The sequence below is a fragment of the Arthrobacter sp. AL05 genome (assembly GCF_029960715.1).
Taxonomy (GTDB): domain Bacteria; phylum Actinomycetota; class Actinomycetes; order Actinomycetales; family Micrococcaceae; genus Arthrobacter.
The window spans coordinates 327,760-346,945 of sequence record NZ_JASBRC010000001.1; the positions used below are offsets into that span (position 1 = coordinate 327,760).

Annotated in this window: 18 protein-coding genes; 8 read left to right on the forward strand and 10 right to left on the reverse strand. The window is 65.4% G+C overall.

Features of this window, described 5'->3' with window-relative positions; genetic code table 11:
* Window positions 1-71: 71 nt before the first annotated feature.
* The 3 genes from QK287_RS01535 to QK287_RS01545 form a co-directional block, all read right to left on the reverse strand.
* Window positions 72-359, reverse strand: coding sequence for a hypothetical protein (locus QK287_RS01535; RefSeq protein ID WP_282358831.1), 288 nt, complete (start codon window positions 357-359; stop codon window positions 72-74).
* Window positions 360-461: 102 nt separating this feature from the next.
* Window positions 462-1,298 carry an IS3 family transposase gene (locus QK287_RS01540; protein ID WP_348774689.1) on the reverse strand — a complete coding sequence of 279 codons (837 nt, stop codon included), beginning with the start codon at window positions 1,296-1,298 and terminating at the stop codon, window positions 462-464.
* Between the two features lie 14 nt (window positions 1,299-1,312).
* Window positions 1,313-1,780, reverse strand: coding sequence for a helix-turn-helix domain-containing protein (locus tag QK287_RS01545; protein WP_240685157.1), 468 nt, complete (start codon window positions 1,778-1,780; stop codon window positions 1,313-1,315).
* Between the two features lie 425 nt (window positions 1,781-2,205).
* Between QK287_RS01545 and QK287_RS01550 the strand changes: the two genes are divergently transcribed.
* The 5 genes from QK287_RS01550 (at window position 2,206) to QK287_RS01570 (ending at window position 7,337) form a co-directional block, all read left to right on the forward strand.
* Complete coding sequence (locus tag QK287_RS01550; protein WP_226775360.1) at window positions 2,206-3,546, forward strand: MFS transporter; 1,341 nt, start codon at window positions 2,206-2,208, stop codon at window positions 3,544-3,546.
* A gap of 68 nt (window positions 3,547-3,614) precedes the next feature.
* Window positions 3,615-4,298, forward strand: coding sequence for a GntR family transcriptional regulator (locus QK287_RS01555; protein ID WP_226775359.1), 684 nt, complete (start codon window positions 3,615-3,617; stop codon window positions 4,296-4,298).
* Window positions 4,295-5,119 carry an aspartate/glutamate racemase family protein gene (locus QK287_RS01560; RefSeq protein WP_226775358.1) on the forward strand — a complete coding sequence of 275 codons (825 nt, stop codon included), beginning with the start codon at window positions 4,295-4,297 and terminating at the stop codon, window positions 5,117-5,119. Before QK287_RS01555 ends, QK287_RS01560 begins: the two co-directional genes overlap by 4 nt.
* A 36-nt stretch (window positions 5,120-5,155) precedes the next feature.
* Window positions 5,156-6,595 (forward strand): amidohydrolase family protein, encoded by a 1,440-nt coding sequence (locus QK287_RS01565; protein ID WP_282358834.1) that lies wholly within the window; start codon window positions 5,156-5,158, stop codon window positions 6,593-6,595.
* A gap of 10 nt (window positions 6,596-6,605) precedes the next feature.
* The gene (locus QK287_RS01570) at window positions 6,606-7,337 is read left to right on the forward strand and encodes an aspartate/glutamate racemase family protein (protein ID WP_253031915.1); all 732 of its coding nucleotides are present in this window, start codon (window positions 6,606-6,608) and stop codon (window positions 7,335-7,337) included.
* A gap of 10 nt (window positions 7,338-7,347) precedes the next feature.
* Here QK287_RS01570 and QK287_RS01575 read toward each other — a convergent pair whose 3' ends face one another.
* Window positions 7,348-7,995 carry a uracil-DNA glycosylase gene (locus QK287_RS01575; RefSeq protein ID WP_282358836.1) on the reverse strand — a complete coding sequence of 216 codons (648 nt, stop codon included), beginning with the start codon at window positions 7,993-7,995 and terminating at the stop codon, window positions 7,348-7,350.
* A gap of 94 nt (window positions 7,996-8,089) precedes the next feature.
* Here QK287_RS01575 and QK287_RS01580 point away from each other — a divergent pair, with 94 nt between their 5' ends.
* A complete protein-coding gene (locus QK287_RS01580) occupies window positions 8,090-8,614 on the forward strand; it encodes a DUF488 domain-containing protein (protein WP_282358837.1) in 525 nt (174 codons plus the stop codon).
* A gap of 4 nt (window positions 8,615-8,618) precedes the next feature.
* Here the strand turns inward: QK287_RS01580 and QK287_RS01585 are convergent, their stop codons facing one another.
* The 5 genes from QK287_RS01585 to QK287_RS01605 all read right to left on the reverse strand — a co-directional run bounded on the left by QK287_RS01585 (window position 8,619) and on the right by QK287_RS01605 (window position 15,008).
* Entirely contained in the window at window positions 8,619-9,602 is a 984-nt protein-coding gene (locus QK287_RS01585) for an aldo/keto reductase (protein ID WP_282358839.1), read from the reverse strand.
* Between the two features lie 2 nt (window positions 9,603-9,604).
* Window positions 9,605-11,068, reverse strand: coding sequence for an amidase (locus QK287_RS01590; protein WP_282358840.1), 1,464 nt, complete (start codon window positions 11,066-11,068; stop codon window positions 9,605-9,607).
* Window positions 11,065-12,330 (reverse strand): M20 family metallo-hydrolase, encoded by a 1,266-nt coding sequence (locus QK287_RS01595; RefSeq protein WP_226775351.1) that lies wholly within the window; start codon window positions 12,328-12,330, stop codon window positions 11,065-11,067. Before QK287_RS01595 ends, QK287_RS01590 begins: the two co-directional genes overlap by 4 nt.
* Window positions 12,331-12,378: 48 nt before the next feature.
* Window positions 12,379-13,728: an MFS transporter gene (locus QK287_RS01600; RefSeq protein WP_226775350.1), complete on the reverse strand. Its 1,350-nt coding sequence runs from the start codon at window positions 13,726-13,728 to the stop codon at window positions 12,379-12,381.
* Between the two features lie 362 nt (window positions 13,729-14,090).
* A complete protein-coding gene (locus QK287_RS01605; RefSeq protein WP_226775349.1) occupies window positions 14,091-15,008 on the reverse strand; it encodes a LysR family transcriptional regulator in 918 nt (305 codons plus the stop codon).
* A 182-nt stretch (window positions 15,009-15,190) separates the two neighbouring features.
* On the opposite strand from QK287_RS01605, the gene QK287_RS01610 reads away from it, so the two are divergent.
* Both QK287_RS01610 and QK287_RS01615 read left to right on the forward strand, forming a co-directional pair.
* On the forward strand, window positions 15,191-16,678 hold the full coding sequence (locus QK287_RS01610; protein WP_226775348.1) for a CoA-acylating methylmalonate-semialdehyde dehydrogenase: 1,488 nt from the start codon (window positions 15,191-15,193) through the stop codon (window positions 16,676-16,678).
* A 28-nt stretch (window positions 16,679-16,706) separates the two neighbouring features.
* Window positions 16,707-18,080 carry an aspartate aminotransferase family protein gene (locus tag QK287_RS01615; protein ID WP_282358844.1) on the forward strand — a complete coding sequence of 458 codons (1,374 nt, stop codon included), beginning with the start codon at window positions 16,707-16,709 and terminating at the stop codon, window positions 18,078-18,080.
* Window positions 18,081-18,228: 148 nt separating this feature from the next.
* Here QK287_RS01615 and QK287_RS01620 read toward each other — a convergent pair whose 3' ends face one another.
* Window positions 18,229-19,077, reverse strand: a complete 849-nt coding sequence (locus QK287_RS01620; protein ID WP_282358845.1) for an aldo/keto reductase — start codon at window positions 19,075-19,077, stop codon at window positions 18,229-18,231.
* Window positions 19,078-19,186 lie beyond the last annotated feature (109 nt).

A 19,186-nucleotide genomic window follows, 5' to 3' on the forward strand; every position in this document is an offset into this window, starting at 1 on the left:
TCTGGAGGCCAGTCCGGCACGGTGCAGCGGTCATCCGCAGCGCGGGAATGAGGGTGTCGTCGTCATCGGCGCTACAGATGAACCCTCCGGGCCCAGCTCGGCCAAGCGTCCGGTCGAGTGTCGAGGTCGATACCTTGCAGACGAACCAAGCAGACCTCACCTGGGAGGCGCGTTACCGCCCAGAGGCTGTGGGAGCGACCTCGAGAATGGGCAGGAATCCACTCGAGCACTTCATTGAGGTCCGCGCCCGAAAGCTCCCACTCCTGTTTCGCGGCGTCTTCGGCCCAGAAGTAGACGCGGTACGTCGGATCGTTGACCTGCATGGTTTGATCCCGTGGATCGATGAGTTCTGCTCTCATCCAACGACCGTACATCTTGCGCCAGAGCATAGGTTAGGGCATCGGTTGTCTGTGCCCTCCGCCAGACGGATTAGGGGACCGATAAGGGCGGCTAAGAGGGACCTATGCCGCAAGCATCTGGGCACGATACCGTACCGGACTCAGACCCTTGAGCTTGGTGGAGATTCGTTCGGTGTTGTACCAGCGGATGTATTCGTGCAGTGCCGCGGCCAGGGCGTCAGCGTTGAGGAACCGGACACGGTGGAAGAGCTCTTCTTTGAGGTGACCGAAGAAGTTCTCCATGACGGCGTTGTCATAGCAGTTGGCTTTGCGGGACATCGATTGGACCGCGCCGGCGTCCGCCAAGAGCGTGCGCCAGGAGTTGTGCTGATACTGAAATCCCTGGTCGGAGTGCACGAGTGGTTTCTGCCCGTCCTCCAGCGTGGCCAGGGCGCCGCGCAGCGATGCATTTGCCAGCTCGAGATTGGGTGAAGTGCCGATTGCGTAGGAGATGATCTGCCGGTCAAACAGGTCCATGACGGGTGAGAGGTAGAGCTTCCGGTCACCGACGCTGAACTCGGTCACATCGGTAACCCACTTCTGATTTGGGGCATCCGCTTCGAACTGGCGTTTCAACAGGTTCGGGGCCACGACGCCCTGCTCGCCCTGGTACGAGCTGTACCGCTTCCTGCTTCGGACCTTGCAGACCAGCCGCAGGAAACGCATCAGCTTCAGGACGGTCTTCTTGGCGACCGTCCATCCTTGCTTCAGCAGCTCGATATGGATACGGCGGTGCCCATACCGGCCGTGGTTCTTCGTGAAAATCTCTGTAATGGTGGCCTTCAGAGAGGCCCGTGGATCTGGGCCTTTGAGGCGGGACTGGTGGTAGAAGAACGTGGACCGGGCTAACCCGGCTACCTCCAGGAGAACTTCCAGACGGTGCTCAGCCTTGAGAGCGATGACAGCGCGGACCTTTAGCGCCGTTCCTCGTCCCTCAAGGCGTTTACTTTTCCCAGGAAGGCCACCTCTGCGCGCAGGCGTTCGTTCTCACGCCGAAGACGCTGCAGCTCCGGTTCCTGCTCTGCTGGGGCATCTGGGCTCTTCCTCGGCCGGCCTTTCGGTTTCGGACGGAGGCCTTCCTCGCCTTCAGCCCGATACTTGCCCGCCCACACGGTAATCAGGTGTGGCGAGGACAGTTCGAGCTCCTTGGCTAGAGCGACCCTGTTCTCGCCGGAGAGATATCGCTGCACAGCGTTGAGCTTGAACTCGAACGAATACAGTCTGCTCGGTTTGGTCACTAAAGCAGTATCTCCGCGAACACGCCATCTGTCGTACAGCCGAAGGACTGCCTTCGTTCCTACCCCGAGCTTTGTTGCTACCGCCCGGGTGCCCCAGCCGATGTCAAACAGCGCCACCGCGGCCTCACGCTGCTCCTCGGACAACGAACTTCTTCCATCCATAAAACTGCTCCCCGAAAGTCAGAACTGATTTCTCAGTCCAACTTTCGGGGAGCAGTTCACGCCGCCGCGGGCCCTTCTGCGCGCCCATCGCCGGCCCCTCAGCGCCTCCGCGCCCGGCCCAACCGCACAGTGAGACGATCCCCACGGCAGTCACAATCGGTAATTTGGCCCAGCTGGGCCACAACGCAGGAAAATCCCTTGACAGTGGCGGAGGTCACTTCTACTCTGAATTTTGGGATCCCAAAATGGGATCCCAAAAGATCGCGTTACGGATCCCGAGCCGCAGTCAGTTACTTGCCCGGCGCGTCCGGATTGGACCCAGGGTGCCCCACCAACCGGCCTCCTGCCCCGCGAACACCCACGTCTTTTTCCCCGCCTGCAATCTTCCTCTCTGCAAAGGAGAAGTTGTGTCTGTTCAAAATACTGAAACCGCAGTACCCCTACCCGACGACAAGACCGGCAAGGACGGCGTGCAACGTCGCACCAACGTCCGCTGGAAAATGTTCCTGCTCCTGCTGGTCCTGGTCGCCGTCAACTACATCGACCGGGGCTCCATCTCGGTGGCCCTGCCGATCATCCAGAAAGAATTCAACCTCGCCCCCGAACTTGTGGGCCTCTTGCTCTCCGCCTTCTTCTGGACCTACGCGCTGATGCAGGTCCCGGTAGGCCTCCTGATCGACAAATTCGGTCCCCGCAAGGTCATGACGGCGTCCTGTGTTGGCTGGGGCGCGGCCACGGCAGCGTCCGGGCTGGCCGGCGGCTTCATCAGCATGTTCATTGCCCGGCTGGGCATCGGCGTCACGGAAGCCGGCGTTATGCCGGCCGGCGGCAAGCTCAACGCCATCTGGATGCACAAATCAGAGCGCGGACGCGGCGCCACGATCCTCGACGCCGGCGCGCCCCTTGGCGCCGGCCTGGGCGGCATCCTGATTGCCGGCCTAATCGCATCCACCGGCAGCTGGCGCATCGCCTTCATCATGGCCGGCGCCGCCACCGTACTGATGGGCCTTGCCGTCTGGTGGTACGTCCGGGACAACCCCCGCCAGCACCGCGGGGTCAATGCTGCCGAGGCTGAATACATCGAAGCATCCCACGCTGCCGAGGACGCCGCGGCCGAGCTCGACGGAAGCAAGGGCAAGCGCGCACTCCTGCCCTACCTGAAGTTCCGTTCCTTCTGGGCCATGTGCTTCGGCTGGCTGGGCTTCAACGGCGTCTTCTACGGACTCCTGACCTGGGGCCCGCTCTACCTGGCCCAGGACAAGGGCTTTGACCTGAAGACCATCGGCTGGTCCACCTTCGTAATCTTCGGTGCCGGCTTCGTCGGGGAAATCCTGGGCGGCGCGATCGCCGACAAGTGGCAGTCCACCGGCGCCTCCGCCAACCGCGTGATGCGCACACTCCTGGGCACCTCCAGCGTGGTTGTGATCGGCGGCCTGATTGGCGTCACCGTCGTGGCCGATCCCACCACCGCCGTTGTGCTCCTGTCCGTGGTGATGTTCTTCCTCCGCTGGGTGGGCCTGTTCTGGAGCATCCCCTCCATCCTGGGCGGCCGGACCAACGCCGGCGTCCTCGGCGGCGCGATGAACTTCAGCGGCAACATCTCCGGCTTCGTGACCCCCATCGCGGTCGGCCTGATCGTGGGCGCCACCGGCTCCTACACCTGGGCGCTGCTGTACTTCGTCGGATCCGCGATCATCATGGGCGTCTCCGTGCTGACCCTGAACTACAACAAGCGGCTACCTGTCTAAGCTGGCCACACGCACCTGTTCCTGAAGCCGGGAACGCTATGCCGGAAAAGAACCGAAAGTGGAGAAACATGCACAGCGCAGAACAGACCCAGGACAAGGAACGCCCCCTTCGGGAGTCCGTCCGGGACACCCTCCGCACCAGGATCTTCGAAGGGCATTACGTTCCCGGCACCAGGCTGGTGGAACGCGACCTCGCCGCTGAATTCAACGTCTCCCGCCTCCCCGTCCGCGAAGCGCTCCGCATGCTGCGCCAGGAAGGGCTCATCAGCGACCGGGGCGCCCGCGGGGCCGAGGTCAGCACCCTGAGCCCCAAAGACGTCGAGGATCTGTTCGACGTCAGGCAGTCCCTTGAGGTGTTGGCCTGCCGCCTGGCCGCGGCCCGCGCTACCGCGGAGGACCTCGGCGGCCTCAAGGGCCTGCTGGACGAGGCAGACCGCTGCCTGGCCAGGGGCGACATTATGGAAGCCCACCGCGCCAACAGCGAATTCCACGATGCCCTCACCCGGATCGCGGACAACGGCTTCCTCAGGTCCGCCCTGGAACCGCTCCAGGGCAGGATGCACTGGCTCTTCCGTCACGTCAGCGACCTGCCGGAGCTCATCGAAGAACACCGTGCCCTCTATGCCGCCATCGCCAGCGGCGACCCGGAACGGGCAGCTGCCCAATCGGCGTCGCACATCGGCAAATACCGTGAACAGTTTCCGGAGGATTTCAGCCGGACAGAACCCGCCCTTCATCGGAAGAACCCATGAAACTTCTTGTTATCAACCCCAACATCAGCGACGACGTTACGGCGCTGATCGAGGCGGAAGCCCTACGCTCCGCCGCCCCCGGCACCGAACTTGTGGTCCGGACCGCCGGATACGGCGTGGAATACATCGAAACCCGTTTTGAGTCACTGATCGCGGCGGGAGCAGTGGCCGAAATCGTCGCGGAATACACCCGTGACGGGCCGGGATCCGATACCAGCGTCGACGCCGTGGTGGTGGCCGCCTTCGGGGACCCCGGGATGCCGGCACTGAAGGAACTCACCGGCATCCCCGTCCTTGGCATCACCGAGGCCGCCCTTTGCGCCGCCGCCCTGCAGGGACACCGCTTCTCCATCATCGCCATCTCGGACCGGATCCAGCCCTGGTACCGGGACTGCGTGGAACGCTTCGGCCTCGGCGGCCGGCTCGCATCGATCCGCTCCCTCAACGAAGCGCTCCACGGCATCGCCTCGGTCCAGCAGGACTTCAAGGCAGCCTTGCTGGCACTCAGCCACCAGGCCGTCGCCGAGGACGGGGCCGACGTCGTCATCCTCGCCGGAGCGCCGCTCGCCGGGCTGGCCCGCGAACTCCGAGGGCAGATCGGGGTGCCCGTTGTGGACGGCATCTCGGCGGGCATCCGCCTGGCCGAAGCCGTTGTCGGACTTGATTCCGGCCCGCACCGCGCCGGTGCCTTCGCCGCTCCCCCGGCCAAGGCCCGCCGTGGCCTCTCGGAGAACCTGGAGGCGGCCCTCACCACCGCGCAGAACGCCGCCCGCGGCGAAACCGCCGCGAACCGCGCCATCCGGCAACCGGTCATCACCTAACCGGCCAACCAGCTACTTCTCCCCAGGAGGACACCGATGTCAGACACCCCAGAACTCGTCATCGCCAACGGCACAGTGGTCAACAGCTTCGGCCGCCAAGAGGCCCACGTTGTGGTCCGGGAAGGGCGCATCGACCGGCTTGTCGACGCTGCCGAGCCCATCCCCGCCGGCGTTCGCATCATCGATGCCGCCGGCCGGCTCGTTATTCCCGGCGGCGTCGACGGACACTGCCACGTTGCCCAGATCACCGGCCGTTTCCGCACCCTCGATGACTACCGGACCACGTCGACGGCCGCCTTGTGGGGCGGCACCACCACAATCATCGACTTCGGCATCCCCCGCGATGCCCGGGAGACCCCGCTCGCGGCCGTGCTGCACAAGAAGGAACTGGCCCGGGAGTCCCGCTGCGACGTGGCGCTGCACGGCTCCGTGGTCAGCTGGGACGAAACTGTGCCGTGGCAACTGGAGCAGCTCGCCGCCGAAGGCGTCAGGTCCGTCAAGATGTACACCACCAACCGCGGCAGCACCATGGCGGACGGGGACACGATCCTGAAGGTCATGCGCGAGATGGTGCGACTGGACGGGCTCACCTACATCCACGCCGAGCACGACCCCATCATCGCGGACTGTACGCAGCAGCACGCGGACGACGGCCGGATCGGCATCGAATACCTGCACCGCACCCGCCCCGAACTGGCCGAGGAGGTTTCGGTCAAGGAAACCCTGGCCATGGCCGAATACACCGGAGCCCCCGTCTACTTTGTGCACCAGTCAACCCCCGGCGCCGTGGACCTGGTCACCGAAGCCCGCGAACGCGGCCAGGAGGCGTACTCCGAGACCTGCCCGCACTACCTCACCCTCGACGACAGCGTCTACGGCTCGGTGATGCCCGAATGGTACGCCTGCTGCCCGCCCATGCGCAGTCCGCAGACAGTCGCCGCACTCCGGGATCGGCTTGCCGACGGCGCCATCCATACCGTCGCCTCCGACCACTCCTGCTACGACCTCACGCAAAAGCGGGAGCGCACGGACGACATCCGCGAAATGCCGCACGGACTCCCGGGCGTCGAAACCCGGATGCCCGTCACCTTCACCGCCCTGCTGGAGGCCTCCCGCGGAGCACGGGTGGAGGACTTCGTGGAAGTCTTCTCCGCCGGGCCGGCCCGCATCAACGCCCTCCCGGGCAAGGGAAGCATCGCGCCCGGGTTCGACGCCGACCTGGTCATCTTCGATCCGGCGGAGGAACGCGTTGTCGACGGCGGCGCCCTCCACATGGGCACCGACTTCTCGCCCTTCGAGGGCCGGACGCTCACAGGCTGGCCCGCCGTCGTCGTCTCCGCCGGACGTGTGGTGCTCGACGGCGGCGGGTTCCATGACCCCGGCCCGGTCGGGAACTTCGTGGCCCGCAACGGTTTCCGCGAGCATCAGGCCACCACTGCATCCGTCCGTGTTCCCGCCGCCCAGTCCACCCGCTAGGAGCCCCGCAATGCCTTCCGCAACCCGCGCCACCCGCATCGGCATGATTGTGCCGTCATCCAACACCTGCCTCGAACCGCAGAGCTACCGGATCCTGGGTGACCGTGAGGACGTCACCATCCACTTCGCCCGGATCCCCGTCACCCGGATTGCCCTGGACAAATCCTCGGACAAACAGTTCGATGCCGCCGTCATGCGCTCGGCCGCTGAACTCCTTGCCACCGCCGATGTGGACGTCATCGCCTGGAACGGTACTTCCGGTTCCTGGCTGGGCGTCGACTACGACCGCCGGCTCGCGGCGGACATCACGGACGCCACGGGCATCCCGGCCACCACCTCCACCCTGGCGTACATGGCGGCGTTCAGCTCGTTCGGCACGGAACGCATCGGACTCTTCACCCCGTACACCGCGGACGTCAACGAGCAGATCGTGGCGTCCTATCAACGGGACGGCATCAAAACCCTCGACCATCGGTACCTGGGCCTAAGCGACAATGAATCGTTCGCCCGCGTGGCGGATGAAGAGATGCGTCCGGGCTCGCTGGAGCTGGCGGCAGCCGGGCCCGATGCCATCATCTACCTCTGCACCAACCTCTATGGCGCCAACATCACCGCAGAAATCGAGGCAGAGACGGGCGTTCCCGTCCTGGACTCGGTGGCCGTCACGCTGTGGCATTGCCTCAAGCTGGCCGGCGCACCGCTGCTGGATCGGCGCTGGGGCAGGCTGCTCGCCTCGGCCTGAGCCGGCGCACTTACGCCGGGATGCCGGAACCGAGCAGCTCCTGCAGGCCGCGCTTAAAACCGGACCGGCCGCCATGCGCGGGATGCCTGATTTTCGTCACATCCAGGCCGCTCCGCAGCAGGCTGCGGTGCGCCACGTTGCCCACGGCCACCACTGTTTCGATCGCGAAGGTGTCGGCCAGCGCCCGCCAGAACGGAGATCCGAGTGCTGTTTCGGCGGCTGTTGGAGTGCGGTTGGACAGCGGCCGGCCGGGCACGTGGGTATGCCACGGACACGCACTCCAGAGCAACGGCAGGAAGTCCAGCTCGGCAAGGACCTCCCACATCACCGTTGCTGTGGGCTCTGCCGCAACGCCGTCAGCATCCGGCGGCAGCACGTATCCGCTTCCCGGCCCGAACAGGCCAAACCCGTGAGGATTTTGGAGGGTGGTGCGGCTGGTGAACGGGACTCCGGTGAGCTTCATGCCCCGAAAGCCCGGGGCTTCCCCTACCAGCAGCACTTTCGGGGACCGATCCAGCATTTCCCGCAGGTAAATCGCCAGATTCTGCCGGCGCAGCGCATTCGCGGGGATGCTGTGATCGAAGAAGTTGGCGCAGCCCGGACCCGTTTCCACCGACGCCAGCCTGGCAACAAAGTCCTCAATGGCGGATGGTGCCATGGTGGTGCCGCTCCCTTGGCAGTTCGTTGGTTACTTAGACTATCCGGGCGCTGGGCCGCCGGCACCAGCCCTTGTGGCGCCATATCATGGGGACATGACGGACATGACCATCTTTACGGTGGGGCACTCCACTCATCCCATCGACGAATTCATCAGCATCCTCAAAGCCCACGGCGTCAAGAAACTGATCGATGTGCGCACCGTCCCGAGGTCCCGGCACAATCCGCAGTTCGCTGCGGAAGTGCTTGCGGCGAGTGTGCGTGCCGGCGGGATCACCTACCGGAGAATGGCATCCCTCGGCGGTCTGCGGCCCACCAGCAAAGGAAGCCCCAATGGCGCCTGGCGGAACGCGTCGTTCCGGGGATACGCGGACTACATGCAGACCGAAGAATTCGCCGCCGCCGTCGGGAAGCTGATGGAACGCGGGCGGACCAACGATGCGGCGGTTATGTGCGCCGAAGCCGTCCCGTGGCGCTGCCACCGTTCCCTGATCGGCGACGCCCTCCTGCTCCGGAATGTCGAAGTGCTGGACATCATGACGGAAAAGTCCACCAAACCTCACGCACTGACTCCTTTCGCCCGCGTTGACGGGCACCGGCTCTGGTACCCGGCAGAGTAACCGCCTACCAGCGCGGGTGGATCGATGCGCGGAAATAGCGGTCGTAGACTTCGTGGACCCCGGCGTCGAACGTCGCGTCGATGCCGCCGACACCCGCCGCTGCGGCACTGGACCGGGCCTGGTCCGGGTTCCGCGCCCCGGGGATCACGGTGCTGACGCCGTTCTGGGCCGTGATCCAGGCGATGGCCGCCTGGGCGGTGCTGACGCCGTCGGGCACCAGTTCCTCGAACGCCGCCACCGCGGCCAAGCCCTGCCCGAAGTCCACACCGGAAAAGGTTTCCCCTACGTCGAAGGCCGAACCGGTGCGGTTGTAGTTCCGGTGGTCGTCCGCCGCGAAAGACGTGTCCGCGGTGTATTTTCCGGAGAGCAGCCCGGAGGCGAGCGGCACGCGGGCGATGATGCCTACGCCGGCCGCTGCCGCCGCGGGCAGCACCTCGTCCAGGGGTTTGAGCCGGAAGGCGTTGAGGATGATCTGCACCGTCGCCGTTCCGTCGTGGCGAAGGGCTTCGAGGGCTTCGTCCGTCCGCTCCACGCTGACGCCGTAATTCCGGATGGCGCCCTCGTCCACAAGTGTGTCCAGCGCGTCGTAGACTTCGGCGTTGCTGTACACGGCGGAGGGCGGGCAATGCAGCTGAACCAGGTCCAACTGCTCCAGGCCCAGATTCCGGCGGGAGCGGTCCGTCCACTCGCGGAAGTTCGCCAGGTTGTAGTTCTCCGGCAGTTGCTCCAACCGCCGCCCCATTTTGGTGGCCACGGTGATATCCAGGCCCGGGTTGGTCCGCAGAAACGCACCGATGGCCTGCTCGCTGCGGCCATCGCCATAGACGTCGGCGGTGTCGAAGAACGTAACGCCGGCCTCCACGGATGCGCCCAGCACGGCCTGCGCCTGCGCGGAATCCACGTTTCCCCAGTCCGCGCCCAGCTGCCAGGTCCCCAGTCCCACGATGGAGACGTTCCGTCCGGTCTTACCCAAGATTCGCTTTTCCATCATCAGACTATAGCCACCGTGCCGCGGGGAGGACCGGCGGACGCCACCAGGTCCGGGCGCCGGTCCGCCCACGGGCGCACCGTTTCGACGGCGGCACCCACTGCGAAGACCGTCGCATCATCGAACGGATGGCCCACGATCTGGACCCCCGTGGGAATGCCGCACTCGGCCATGCCGCTGGGCACTGCAAGCACCGGGCACCGGTTGGCGATATTAAACGGCGCCGTCATATGGGCTTGCCAGTAGTGCCCAAGCCGGACGCCGCCGGCGTCGATCCCGTCAAGATACATACCGTCGGCATCCAGCGCCGCGACGGCCGAGGCGGGGCAGATCAGGGCATCAAAGCCCGCCATCGCCGCGGCAAGGTCGGCCTGGATTCGGGTCTCCGCCCGGACCCCGTCGATGAAACGATTTTCCCCGGCAGCTTTTTGTGCGTCGGCCATAAAGCGCCGGGTGTAGGCGGCCAGCAGCTCCGGCGCATCGGCAGTGTCATCTTCCATGACCGGGCCCAGCAGGTAGCCGAAGTGCGTAAATATCGTCCGGCTGATGTGCTCCACGGTCCAGGGCAGTTCGATCTCCTCCACCACGGCGCCCGCTGCGGCCAACGCCGATGCCACGGCGCGTGTGTTGGCCTCCACATCAGCAGCAACCGGGTAGTTACCCAGCCGGATGCACAGTGCAATCCGCAGGCCGGCCACCGAATCGGCACCTGTCGGCGGCACGGCCAGCGCCAGGCCGCCGCCCAGGGACGTATGGTCAGCGGCATGCCGTCCGGCCATCACGTTTGCCAGCAGCGCCGTGTCCGCGACGGTCCGCGCCATCGGGCCGTCGCCCCGGTAGTGGTCTGCGGAAAGCGGCGGCAGGCCCGGGATCCGTCCGTACGGCGCCTTGTAGCCGACGGTGCCCGTAAACGAGGCCGGCAACCGGGTGGAGCCGGCGATGTCCGAGGCTGTGGCGAGCGGTGCCAGCCCCGCGGCGAGCGCCGCCCCGGAGCCTCCCGAGGAGCCGCCGGGGGAATATTGCGGATTCCAGGGATTGCGGGTCACACCCCACAAGGCGCTGTGGGTGACCGTGGCGCAGCTGTATTCCGGGGTTGTGGTGCGCGCATGAATGATTCCCCCGGCCCGCCGGATTCGATCGATGACTGGATGGTCTGCCTTTGCACGGTCCCCTTTGCGGGCGACGAGCCCCTGCGAGAGGGTGCGTCCCTTGAGCCCGTGCTTCTCCTTAGCGGCGACCGGCAATCCGAGCAGCGGTGTCAGGTCCCGTCCGCGTGCATAGCTGGCGGCCGCCTGCCGGGCGGCCGGGAGCGCTTCCTCAAACAGGGTTTCCGTCAGGGCATTGATGCCCCCATTCACGGCTTGGGTCCTTGCCGCTACCGCTTCCAGCAATTCCACCGGTGAGAGTTCCCGGGCCCGGAAGAGCCGCAGTGCCGTCGTAGCGTCAAGGTAGTGCAGCTCGGTCATGCCACGCCCGACGCCGGCACATCGGCAGCTTCCGCGAGGGCACCGTCGATGAGCTGGCGGGCGACTCCGGTGAGCATGTCCACTCCGGTGACCATGTCGGCGTCGGACGTGAACTCGCGTTCGCAGTGCGAGACGCCGTCGACGCTGGGAACGAAGAGCATCACGGCGGGCGCCACGGTGTTCATGGCCACCGAGTCGTGGCCCGCCATGGTCCGGATACGGCGGGAGGACAGGCCCAGGTCAGCGGCGACTTTGTCCGCAAGTTCCAGTCCGGCCTCGGGGAACCGGCGGATCGGGCGCACGTCGAAATCCTTGACGTTGACCTTGATGTCGTGTGTGCGGGCCAGCAGGTCGATGTCAGCGATGAGCTTGGCCCGGGCAGCCGCGACGATGTCCGGATCGCCTGATCGGAGGTCTGCCACAAGATGCACCCTTCGCGCCACCACAATGGGCGAGTTCGGTTCCAGCGTCAGCTGCCCAACGGAAGAGACAAGGGCCTGGTCCGCGAAGTCCTCGGTGACGTCGTGGACCATCAGGATGATTTTGGACGCGGCCACCAGGGCGTCGTGCCGGTCAGCCATGGCCGTCGCTCCGGTGTGGGACTGTTCGCCCAGCACTTCGATGTCCAGTTTCTGGGTGTACCAGCTGCTCTCAACCAAGCCGATATTGATCCCCTCCCGCTCCAGGATCCGGCCCTGCTCGATGTGGATCTCCGCGTAGCCGGCCACCTCGGGTCCCTCGGACGTACCGAGATACCCAATGCCCTCCAGCGCCTCGCGGACGCTGGTGCCGTGCAGGTCCCTGACGTCCAGCATCCGCTCCAGCGGCAGCAACCCGGCGAAGACTGAGCTGCCCATAATGCTCGGGGCGAAACGCCCGCCCTCCTCGTTGAACCAGTTCACCACCGCCAGGTTGAACCGCGGCGCCGGCCCGCCCGCAGCGACGTCGGCCCCGATCCGCCGTGCCGCGTGCAGTGCGGCGATGACGCCGTAGGCACCATCGAACCGTCCGCCGAGCGGCTGGCTGTCCAGGTGCGAGCCAATGAGCACATACGGTGCTCCCGGCGTCCACTCGAGCAGGGCGAACATGTTGCCGATCCCGTCGACCCGAAGTTCCCAGCCGGCGTCGTTGACCCAGTTGGCGAACCAGTTGCGGGTCTGCGCATCCTCGGCGGTGGCCGCCTGCCGGTCGACGCCGCTATTGGGCGTGGCGCCGATGGTGGCCACGAAATGGAAGTCTTGGAGGAAAGCTGCTGAGTTCATGGGAAGTCCTTTGTGTGGTGGGGTGTCGAGGAACCGGCGGCGGCGGGCTTAGCCGACGCGCCCGCGCGTCTCGGGCACCTTGGTGAACAGCACGAGCAGGAGCACAACGACGGCCGCGGCGGCCATGTAGAAGCCGGGTGCGTGGGGAACACCTGTGCTGCCGACCAGGGCCGTGCCGATGAACGGCGCTGTGCCGCCGAAAAGGGCGTAGGCGCCGTTGTAGCTGATCGCCGCCGAGGTGAAACGCGTCCGGGTCGTGAAGATCTCGACGAAGAAGGTGTAGCAGCCGCCGCCGTAAATGCAGAGCGCGACGACGAAGAGTGCCTGGCCCAGCAGGGCCAGGGGCAAGCTGCCGCTGGTGACCAGCATGAAGCTCGGAACCGAGAGCAGCGCCAAAGCTGCCGAACCTGCAATCAGCATCGGTTTGCGGCCGAAACGGTCCCCGAGGCGGCCGCCGATCGGAAGCAGGACAGCGTAGAGGGCGAGGGCTGCAGCGTTGGCCATCAGCGACTGCTCGCGGCTCAGGTGTCCGGTGGTCTGGACATAGGAGACGAAGTAGGCGGAGAGGAAGTAGAACCCCATGGCCGTCAGCCCCATCACAAAGATGACCTGCACCATCCGGAGCTTATTCTCGCGGAAGGATTCGCGGACCGGGCTGAATTCCTTGGTCCGGGCCGCCTTGGCCTCGTTGAACGCTTCGCTCTCCACCGTCCGGCTGCGGATCCAAGCGCCGAAAAGCGCCAGCGGCAAAGCCAGCAGGAACGGCAGGCGCCAGCCCCAGGCCGTGAAATCCTCGTTCGACAGGGACTGGCTGAGGATCAGGATCATCGTGCCGGCAAAGACTGAGGGCAGCGCAGTGGCGGCGATGGTGATGTTGAGCCAGAACCCGCGGCTGTTGACCGGTGCGTGTTCGAAGACAAACGACGGCGCTCCCACAGATTCACCGCCGGCGGAGAAGCCCTGGATGAGGCGGCAGAGGACCAGCAGGACCGGTGCCCATGCGCCGATCTGGGCATAGGTGGGAAGCAGCCCCATCAGGGCGGTTGCCCCGCCGATGGCAATAAGCGTGATGGTCAGGACGTGACGCCGGCCGATCCGGTCGCCGAGGGCCCCGAAGAACAACCCGCCGATGGGGCGGACCACAAATGCCACGCCAAAGGTCGCGAAGGTGGCCAGCATGGCCGTGACGGGATTGCTTCCCGGAAAGAACACCTGCGAGAAGATGACGGCGGTGAGGCCGTACAAGGTGAAGTCGTAGAACTCGATGAACTGGCCGATGCTGCCGCCAGCCAGCACCCGGCGCTGCATCTTGGTGATGCGGGGCACGGCAGGGGCGGAGCCCTGTTCCGTTGCGGTTCGGGCGGACTGCGGCTGGTCTTTGATGTCGTTGCTTGTCATGACAGCCACGCTAGGGGCGCCGTGTTTCCGATGACCTGTGCCAGGTTACGGCCGCGGAAATTGAATTCTGCGGTTGTTGCCGCGGTGTTGCCTGCCTGACTCGGCCTGGACATGTTTCGGACACGCGGGCTGTGAATCGGAACCATGGAATCTCCTTTGATCAGAATGGCTTTCGAGCTGAGGGATTCGGCCTAGGCCGTCGCTGCGGGGATTTTTTCACCGGTAAGTCGCCAACGCCGCCGCACTGCAGCAACTCTGTGTGATCCGCTTCACATCTGTCCAATTGATTGTTTTTGATCGATCGATCGATTTTGCCAATGCCAAAACGGCTGGCCGGCATGGCCGCGGCTGGTTTCGGGCGGCTAGTTCCGGGCGGCACCGTAGAGGCGGATACATGTCTGCTCAAAAGCCAGGGCCCTGCGGGTGGGGGTGACGCCGTCGGGGCGGACCAGCATAACTTCGATCGGCGGGAAATCATCCGTTAGGGTGAGCGCCACAACACGCCCCCCGGAGTACGTCAAGTCGCTGTGGAGCCGCTGGTTGAGCATGGCGTACCCGTGGCCCTTGGCCACAAATGACCGGACCGTTTCATAGCCGGCAAATCGGTGCCGGACATTCGGGGTTACACCGGCGATGGCATAGAGCTGCTCGTAGTATTCCCGGCTGTGCGGCAGATCCAGCACTACCGAAGGTTCGCCTTCAAGGTCCTTCAGCGCGATGCTGCGCTCGGGGCGGTTGGCTGCGGGATGCTCCGCGTGGACGAGCACATGGGGCGGCACGCGCTCCAGGACGGTGTGCGTGAATCCGCGGCCCAGGCCAAGACCGTACATAAGTGCCACATCGCACAAGCCCTCAAGCAGGGCGGACTGCAGACTCGCAAGATCGGCTTCGAGGAAGGAGACCTCAACTCCCGGGTGCTGGCCTTCGAAGGTCTGAAGAATTGCCGGGAGCCTGAACGGCGCCAGCGGCGAAAAGACACCGACTTTGAGCTCCCCCACCAGGCTCGTCGCGAGCCCCCGGGCCGACTCGTAAAGGGAATCGGCGTGTTCCAGCAACACCTTGATGTCCTGGGCCAGTTGCCTGCCGGACGGCGTCAGCCGCAGGCCGCGGGTCCGGAGCCGGACGAACAACTGGGTAGCCAGGCTGGCTTCAAGCTGGGCCATCGCCGTAGAGAGTGTGGACTGGGTGACCAGCAGCCGCTCGGCCGCGTTGGTCATATTTTCGAGCTCGGCCACCACCGCGAAGTACCGAAGCTGGGTGAGGGTAAAGGGCTTCGTCATCCTCAATGGTCGCATTCCCGCCCGCAGCACCATTGCCGCGCGGGCCCGATGGCGCGGACAACGGAAATATTTACAATGTGCAAAACGCGCAGCGATTCTCTTTACGCACCCGCACTTTTGCTGCGCCGCCGCGCCGGACACACTGAAGGCAAACAACTGACCACCCCGCATGAGGAGACACCTTGAACATCATCGAGCACTGGATCAACGGCCGCTACGTCCCGGCCGGGGCGCGCACGGCCCCGGTTACCAACCCGGCGACGGGCAAGGTCACCGGCCTGGTGTCACTGGCGAGTGCGGACGAGGGCAACTCCGCTGTCGCGGCGGCCCGGGCCGCGTTCCCTGCGTGGCGGGACACCTCCTTGGCCCGCCGCACACAGGTCCTCTTCGCCTTCCGCGAACTGCTCAACTCACGCAAAGGCGAACTCGCCGCCATCATCACCTCGGAGCACGGCAAGGTTTTGGATGACGCCCTCGGTGAGGTGACCCGCGGGCAGGAAGTCGTCGAGTTCGCCTGCGGCATCCCGCACCTGCTCAAGGGCAGCTACACGGAGAATGCGTCAACCAATGTGGATGTCCACTCGATCCGGCAGGCGCTGGGGCCGGTCGCCATCATCAGCCCCTTCAATTTCCCGGCCATGGTGCCGATGTGGTTCTTCCCCCTTGCGATCGCGGCCGGCAACACCGTCGTTATCAAGCCCAGCGAAAAGGACCCCACGGCGATCAACTGGATGGCCGAACTCTGGAAGGAAGCCGGGCTGCCGGACGGTGTCTTTAATGTCCTGCACGGCGACAAGGTGGCAGTAGACGCCTTGCTCGGCCACCCCGATATCAAGGCCGTTTCCTTCGTCGGATCCACGCCGATCGCCAAGTACGTCTACCAGACGGCAACCGCCAACGGGAAGCGTGTGCAGGCCCTCGGCGGCGCCAAGAACCACATGATTGTCCTGCCCGACGCCGACCTCGACCTCGCGGCCGACGCAGCAGTGAACGCCGGCTTCGGTTCGGCCGGCGAACGCTGCATGGCCATCTCCGCGCTCCTCGCCGTCGGCGGCATCGCCGATGAGCTGGTGGCGAAAATTGCCGAGCGTACCCGGCCGCTCCGCACCGGAGACGGCATGCGGGGCTGCGACATGGGCCCGCTTGTCACGGCCGTCCACCGGGACAAGGTGGCCGGTTACATTGACGCCGGCGAGGCCGCCGGCGCCACAGTGGTGGTTGACGGACGCCAGGTGGCCCCCGATTCGGAAGGTGACGGCTTTTTCGTCGGCCCCACCTTGTTCGACAACGTCACGCCGGACATGTCCATCTACCAGGACGAAATCTTCGGCCCTGTACTGTCGGTGGTCCGGGTCGACAGCTACGAGCAGGCGCTCGAACTGATCAACACCAACCCCTACGGCAACGGCACCGCCATCTTCACCAACGACGGCGGCGCTGCCCGCCGCTTCGAAAACGAGGTGGAGGTCGGTATGGTCGGCATCAACGTTCCGGTTCCGGTCCCCATGGCCTACTACTCCTTCGGCGGCTGGAAAAACTCGCTCTTCGGTGACACCCACGCCCACGGCACCGAGGGCGTCGGTTTCTATACCAGGGGCAAGGCTGTCACGTCCCGCTGGCTTGACCCCAGCCACGGCGGGATCAATCTTGGCTTCCCGCAGAACGCCTGACCGGCATCACACCAGAAAGGCATTTGATATGACTTCCACAATTGACAGCAGCATCCTGGACATCAAGGACACCGCCGAGACCGCCCGTCGGGCGTACGAGCTGGACCGCAAGCACGTTTTCCACTCCTGGTCCGCCCAGGACCTCCTGGACCCCATGGTTATCACGGCAGCTGCGGGATCCCACGTCTGGGACGGTGAGGGCAACAAATATCTGGACTTCTCCTCCCAGCTGGTCAACACCAACATCGGTCACCAGCACCCCGCCGTCGTAGCCGCGATCGCCGCCCAGGCCGCGAAGCTGTGCACCATCGCGCCAAGCTACGTCAACGACGCCCGTTCCGAGGCGGCCCGCCTGATCACTGAGCGGACCCCCGGGGAGCTGAACAAGATCTTCTTCACCAACGGCGGCGCGGATGCCAATGAGCATGCCGTCCGGATGGCCCGGCTCCACACCGGCCGCCACAAGGTGCTCTCCGCCTACCGCTCGTACCATGGCGGCACGCAGCTCGCCGTGAACCTCACCGGAGACCCTCGCCGCTGGGACAGCGACAACGCCAGCACCGGAACCATCCATTTCTTCCCGCCGTACCTGTACCGCACCGCGTTCCACTCCACCACCCAGGAAGAGGAAAGCCAGCGGGCCCTGGAGCATTTGGAGCAACTGGTCAGTTTTGAGGGCCCGTCCACCATCGCGGCGCTGATTCTCGAATCCATTCCGGGAACGGCCGGCATTTACCTGCCTCCGCCCGGCTACCTCCAGGGGGTCCGGGACCTCTGCAACCGATACGGCATCGTCCTGATCTGTGACGAGGTGATGTCAGGTTTCGGCCGGACCGGCAAGTGGTTCGCCATCGAGCACTTCGACGTCGTCCCGGACCTGCTGACCTTCGCCAAGGGAGTGAACTCCGGCTACGTTCCGCTGGGCGGGGTGGCGATCAGCCCCGAAATCGCGGCCACCTTCGGCAAGCGCGTCTACCCCGGCGGCCTGACCTACTCCGGACATCCGCTGGCCACCGCGGCCGCCGTGGCCACCCTCAACGCCATGGAGGACGAAGGGATTGTGCAGCATGCAGCGCTGCTCGGGGAAACCGTGATTGGGCCGGCACTCGCCGGCTTCGCGGAAAACCACCGCTCGGTGGGCGAAGTCCGTGGAACCGGGGTCTTCTGGGCCATCGAGCTTGTCAAGAACCGTGCGACGCGCGAGCCGATGGCTGCCTATGGCGGCTCCAGCCCGGAAATGAACCAGCTGGTGGCCGCCTGCAAGTCCCGCGGCCTCCTGCCGTTCGCGAACTTCAACCGCATCCACGTCGTCCCGCCCTGCAACACCAGCATCGAAGACACAGCGGCCGGACTCGCCATCCTGGACGAGGTCCTGGACATCGCGGACGGCTTCGCGGCCTGACGAAGGGCGGACTTCACCACGAACTGACGATCCACGCAAGGACGCCACGGCCCCGCGGACGAACATCGACCGCTGGGCCGTGGCGTTGTCGCAGACGGTTCAGGCCATCCGAGGTCCGGACGATGTTCCCCTCCCGAGCGCAGGCTGGCTACATCTGGCTGAATGCTGCCACGGCAGGATCTGCGCCGGCCCGGGCGCCGGACTCCAGCGCCGTGATTTCCGCCAGCTCGGCAGGGTCGAGTTCGAGGGCCACGGCACCGAGGTTTTCCCGCATGCGGGTTGAGTCGGCCGATTTCGGGATGACGATAGTGCCCTGGCTGAGGTGCCAGGACAGCACGATCTGGGCCGGGGTGGCACCGTACGTGTGGGCCAGGGACTTCACCGCGGCGGCATTCAGGTCAGCGCCCTGACCCAGCGGGCTGTACGCCTCCACGGCAATGCCCAGCGCCCGGCTCATGGCGGCCAGCTCCTGCTGCTGGAAGGTGGGGTGGATTTCGATCTGGTTCACGGCCGGGACAACGTCCGACGCCGACAGAAGGGTGTCCAGGTGGTCGGCCAGGAAGTTGGAGACCCCGATGGCACGGCTCCGGCCGCTGGCGTGGATTTCCTCCAGCGCCTTCCACGCCTCGGTGAACATCCCCTGGGACGGCACCGGCCAGTGGATCAGGTAGAGGTCCACATAGTCCACCGCGAGCGCCTTGCAGCTGTTCTCAAACGCTTCCCGGGCCTGGGCCTGCTCACCGTTACGGAGCTTGGTGGTGATGAAGATTTCCTCGCGCGGAATACCGGACGCGGCGATCGCCGCACCCACGCCGGCCTCGTTCCGGTACGCTGCGGCGGTGTCAATGTGTCGGTAGCCGGCCGCCAGGGCATCCTCGACAATGCGCTGGGTTTCCGCGGGCGGAACCTGGAACACGCCGAAGCCCAGCTGCGGGATGCGCAGGCCGTTGTTGAACGTCACGGTGGGAATGGTGGTTTCGTGTGCGTGGGTCATCATCACTTCTTCCGTTAGGGGATGGGCCTGCACACGATGCTACGCAGGCAGCGAAGTGAAGTCAGCGGATTTTCCACTCCCTGCGATTCCTAGGACTGGGAGTCCTACCTTC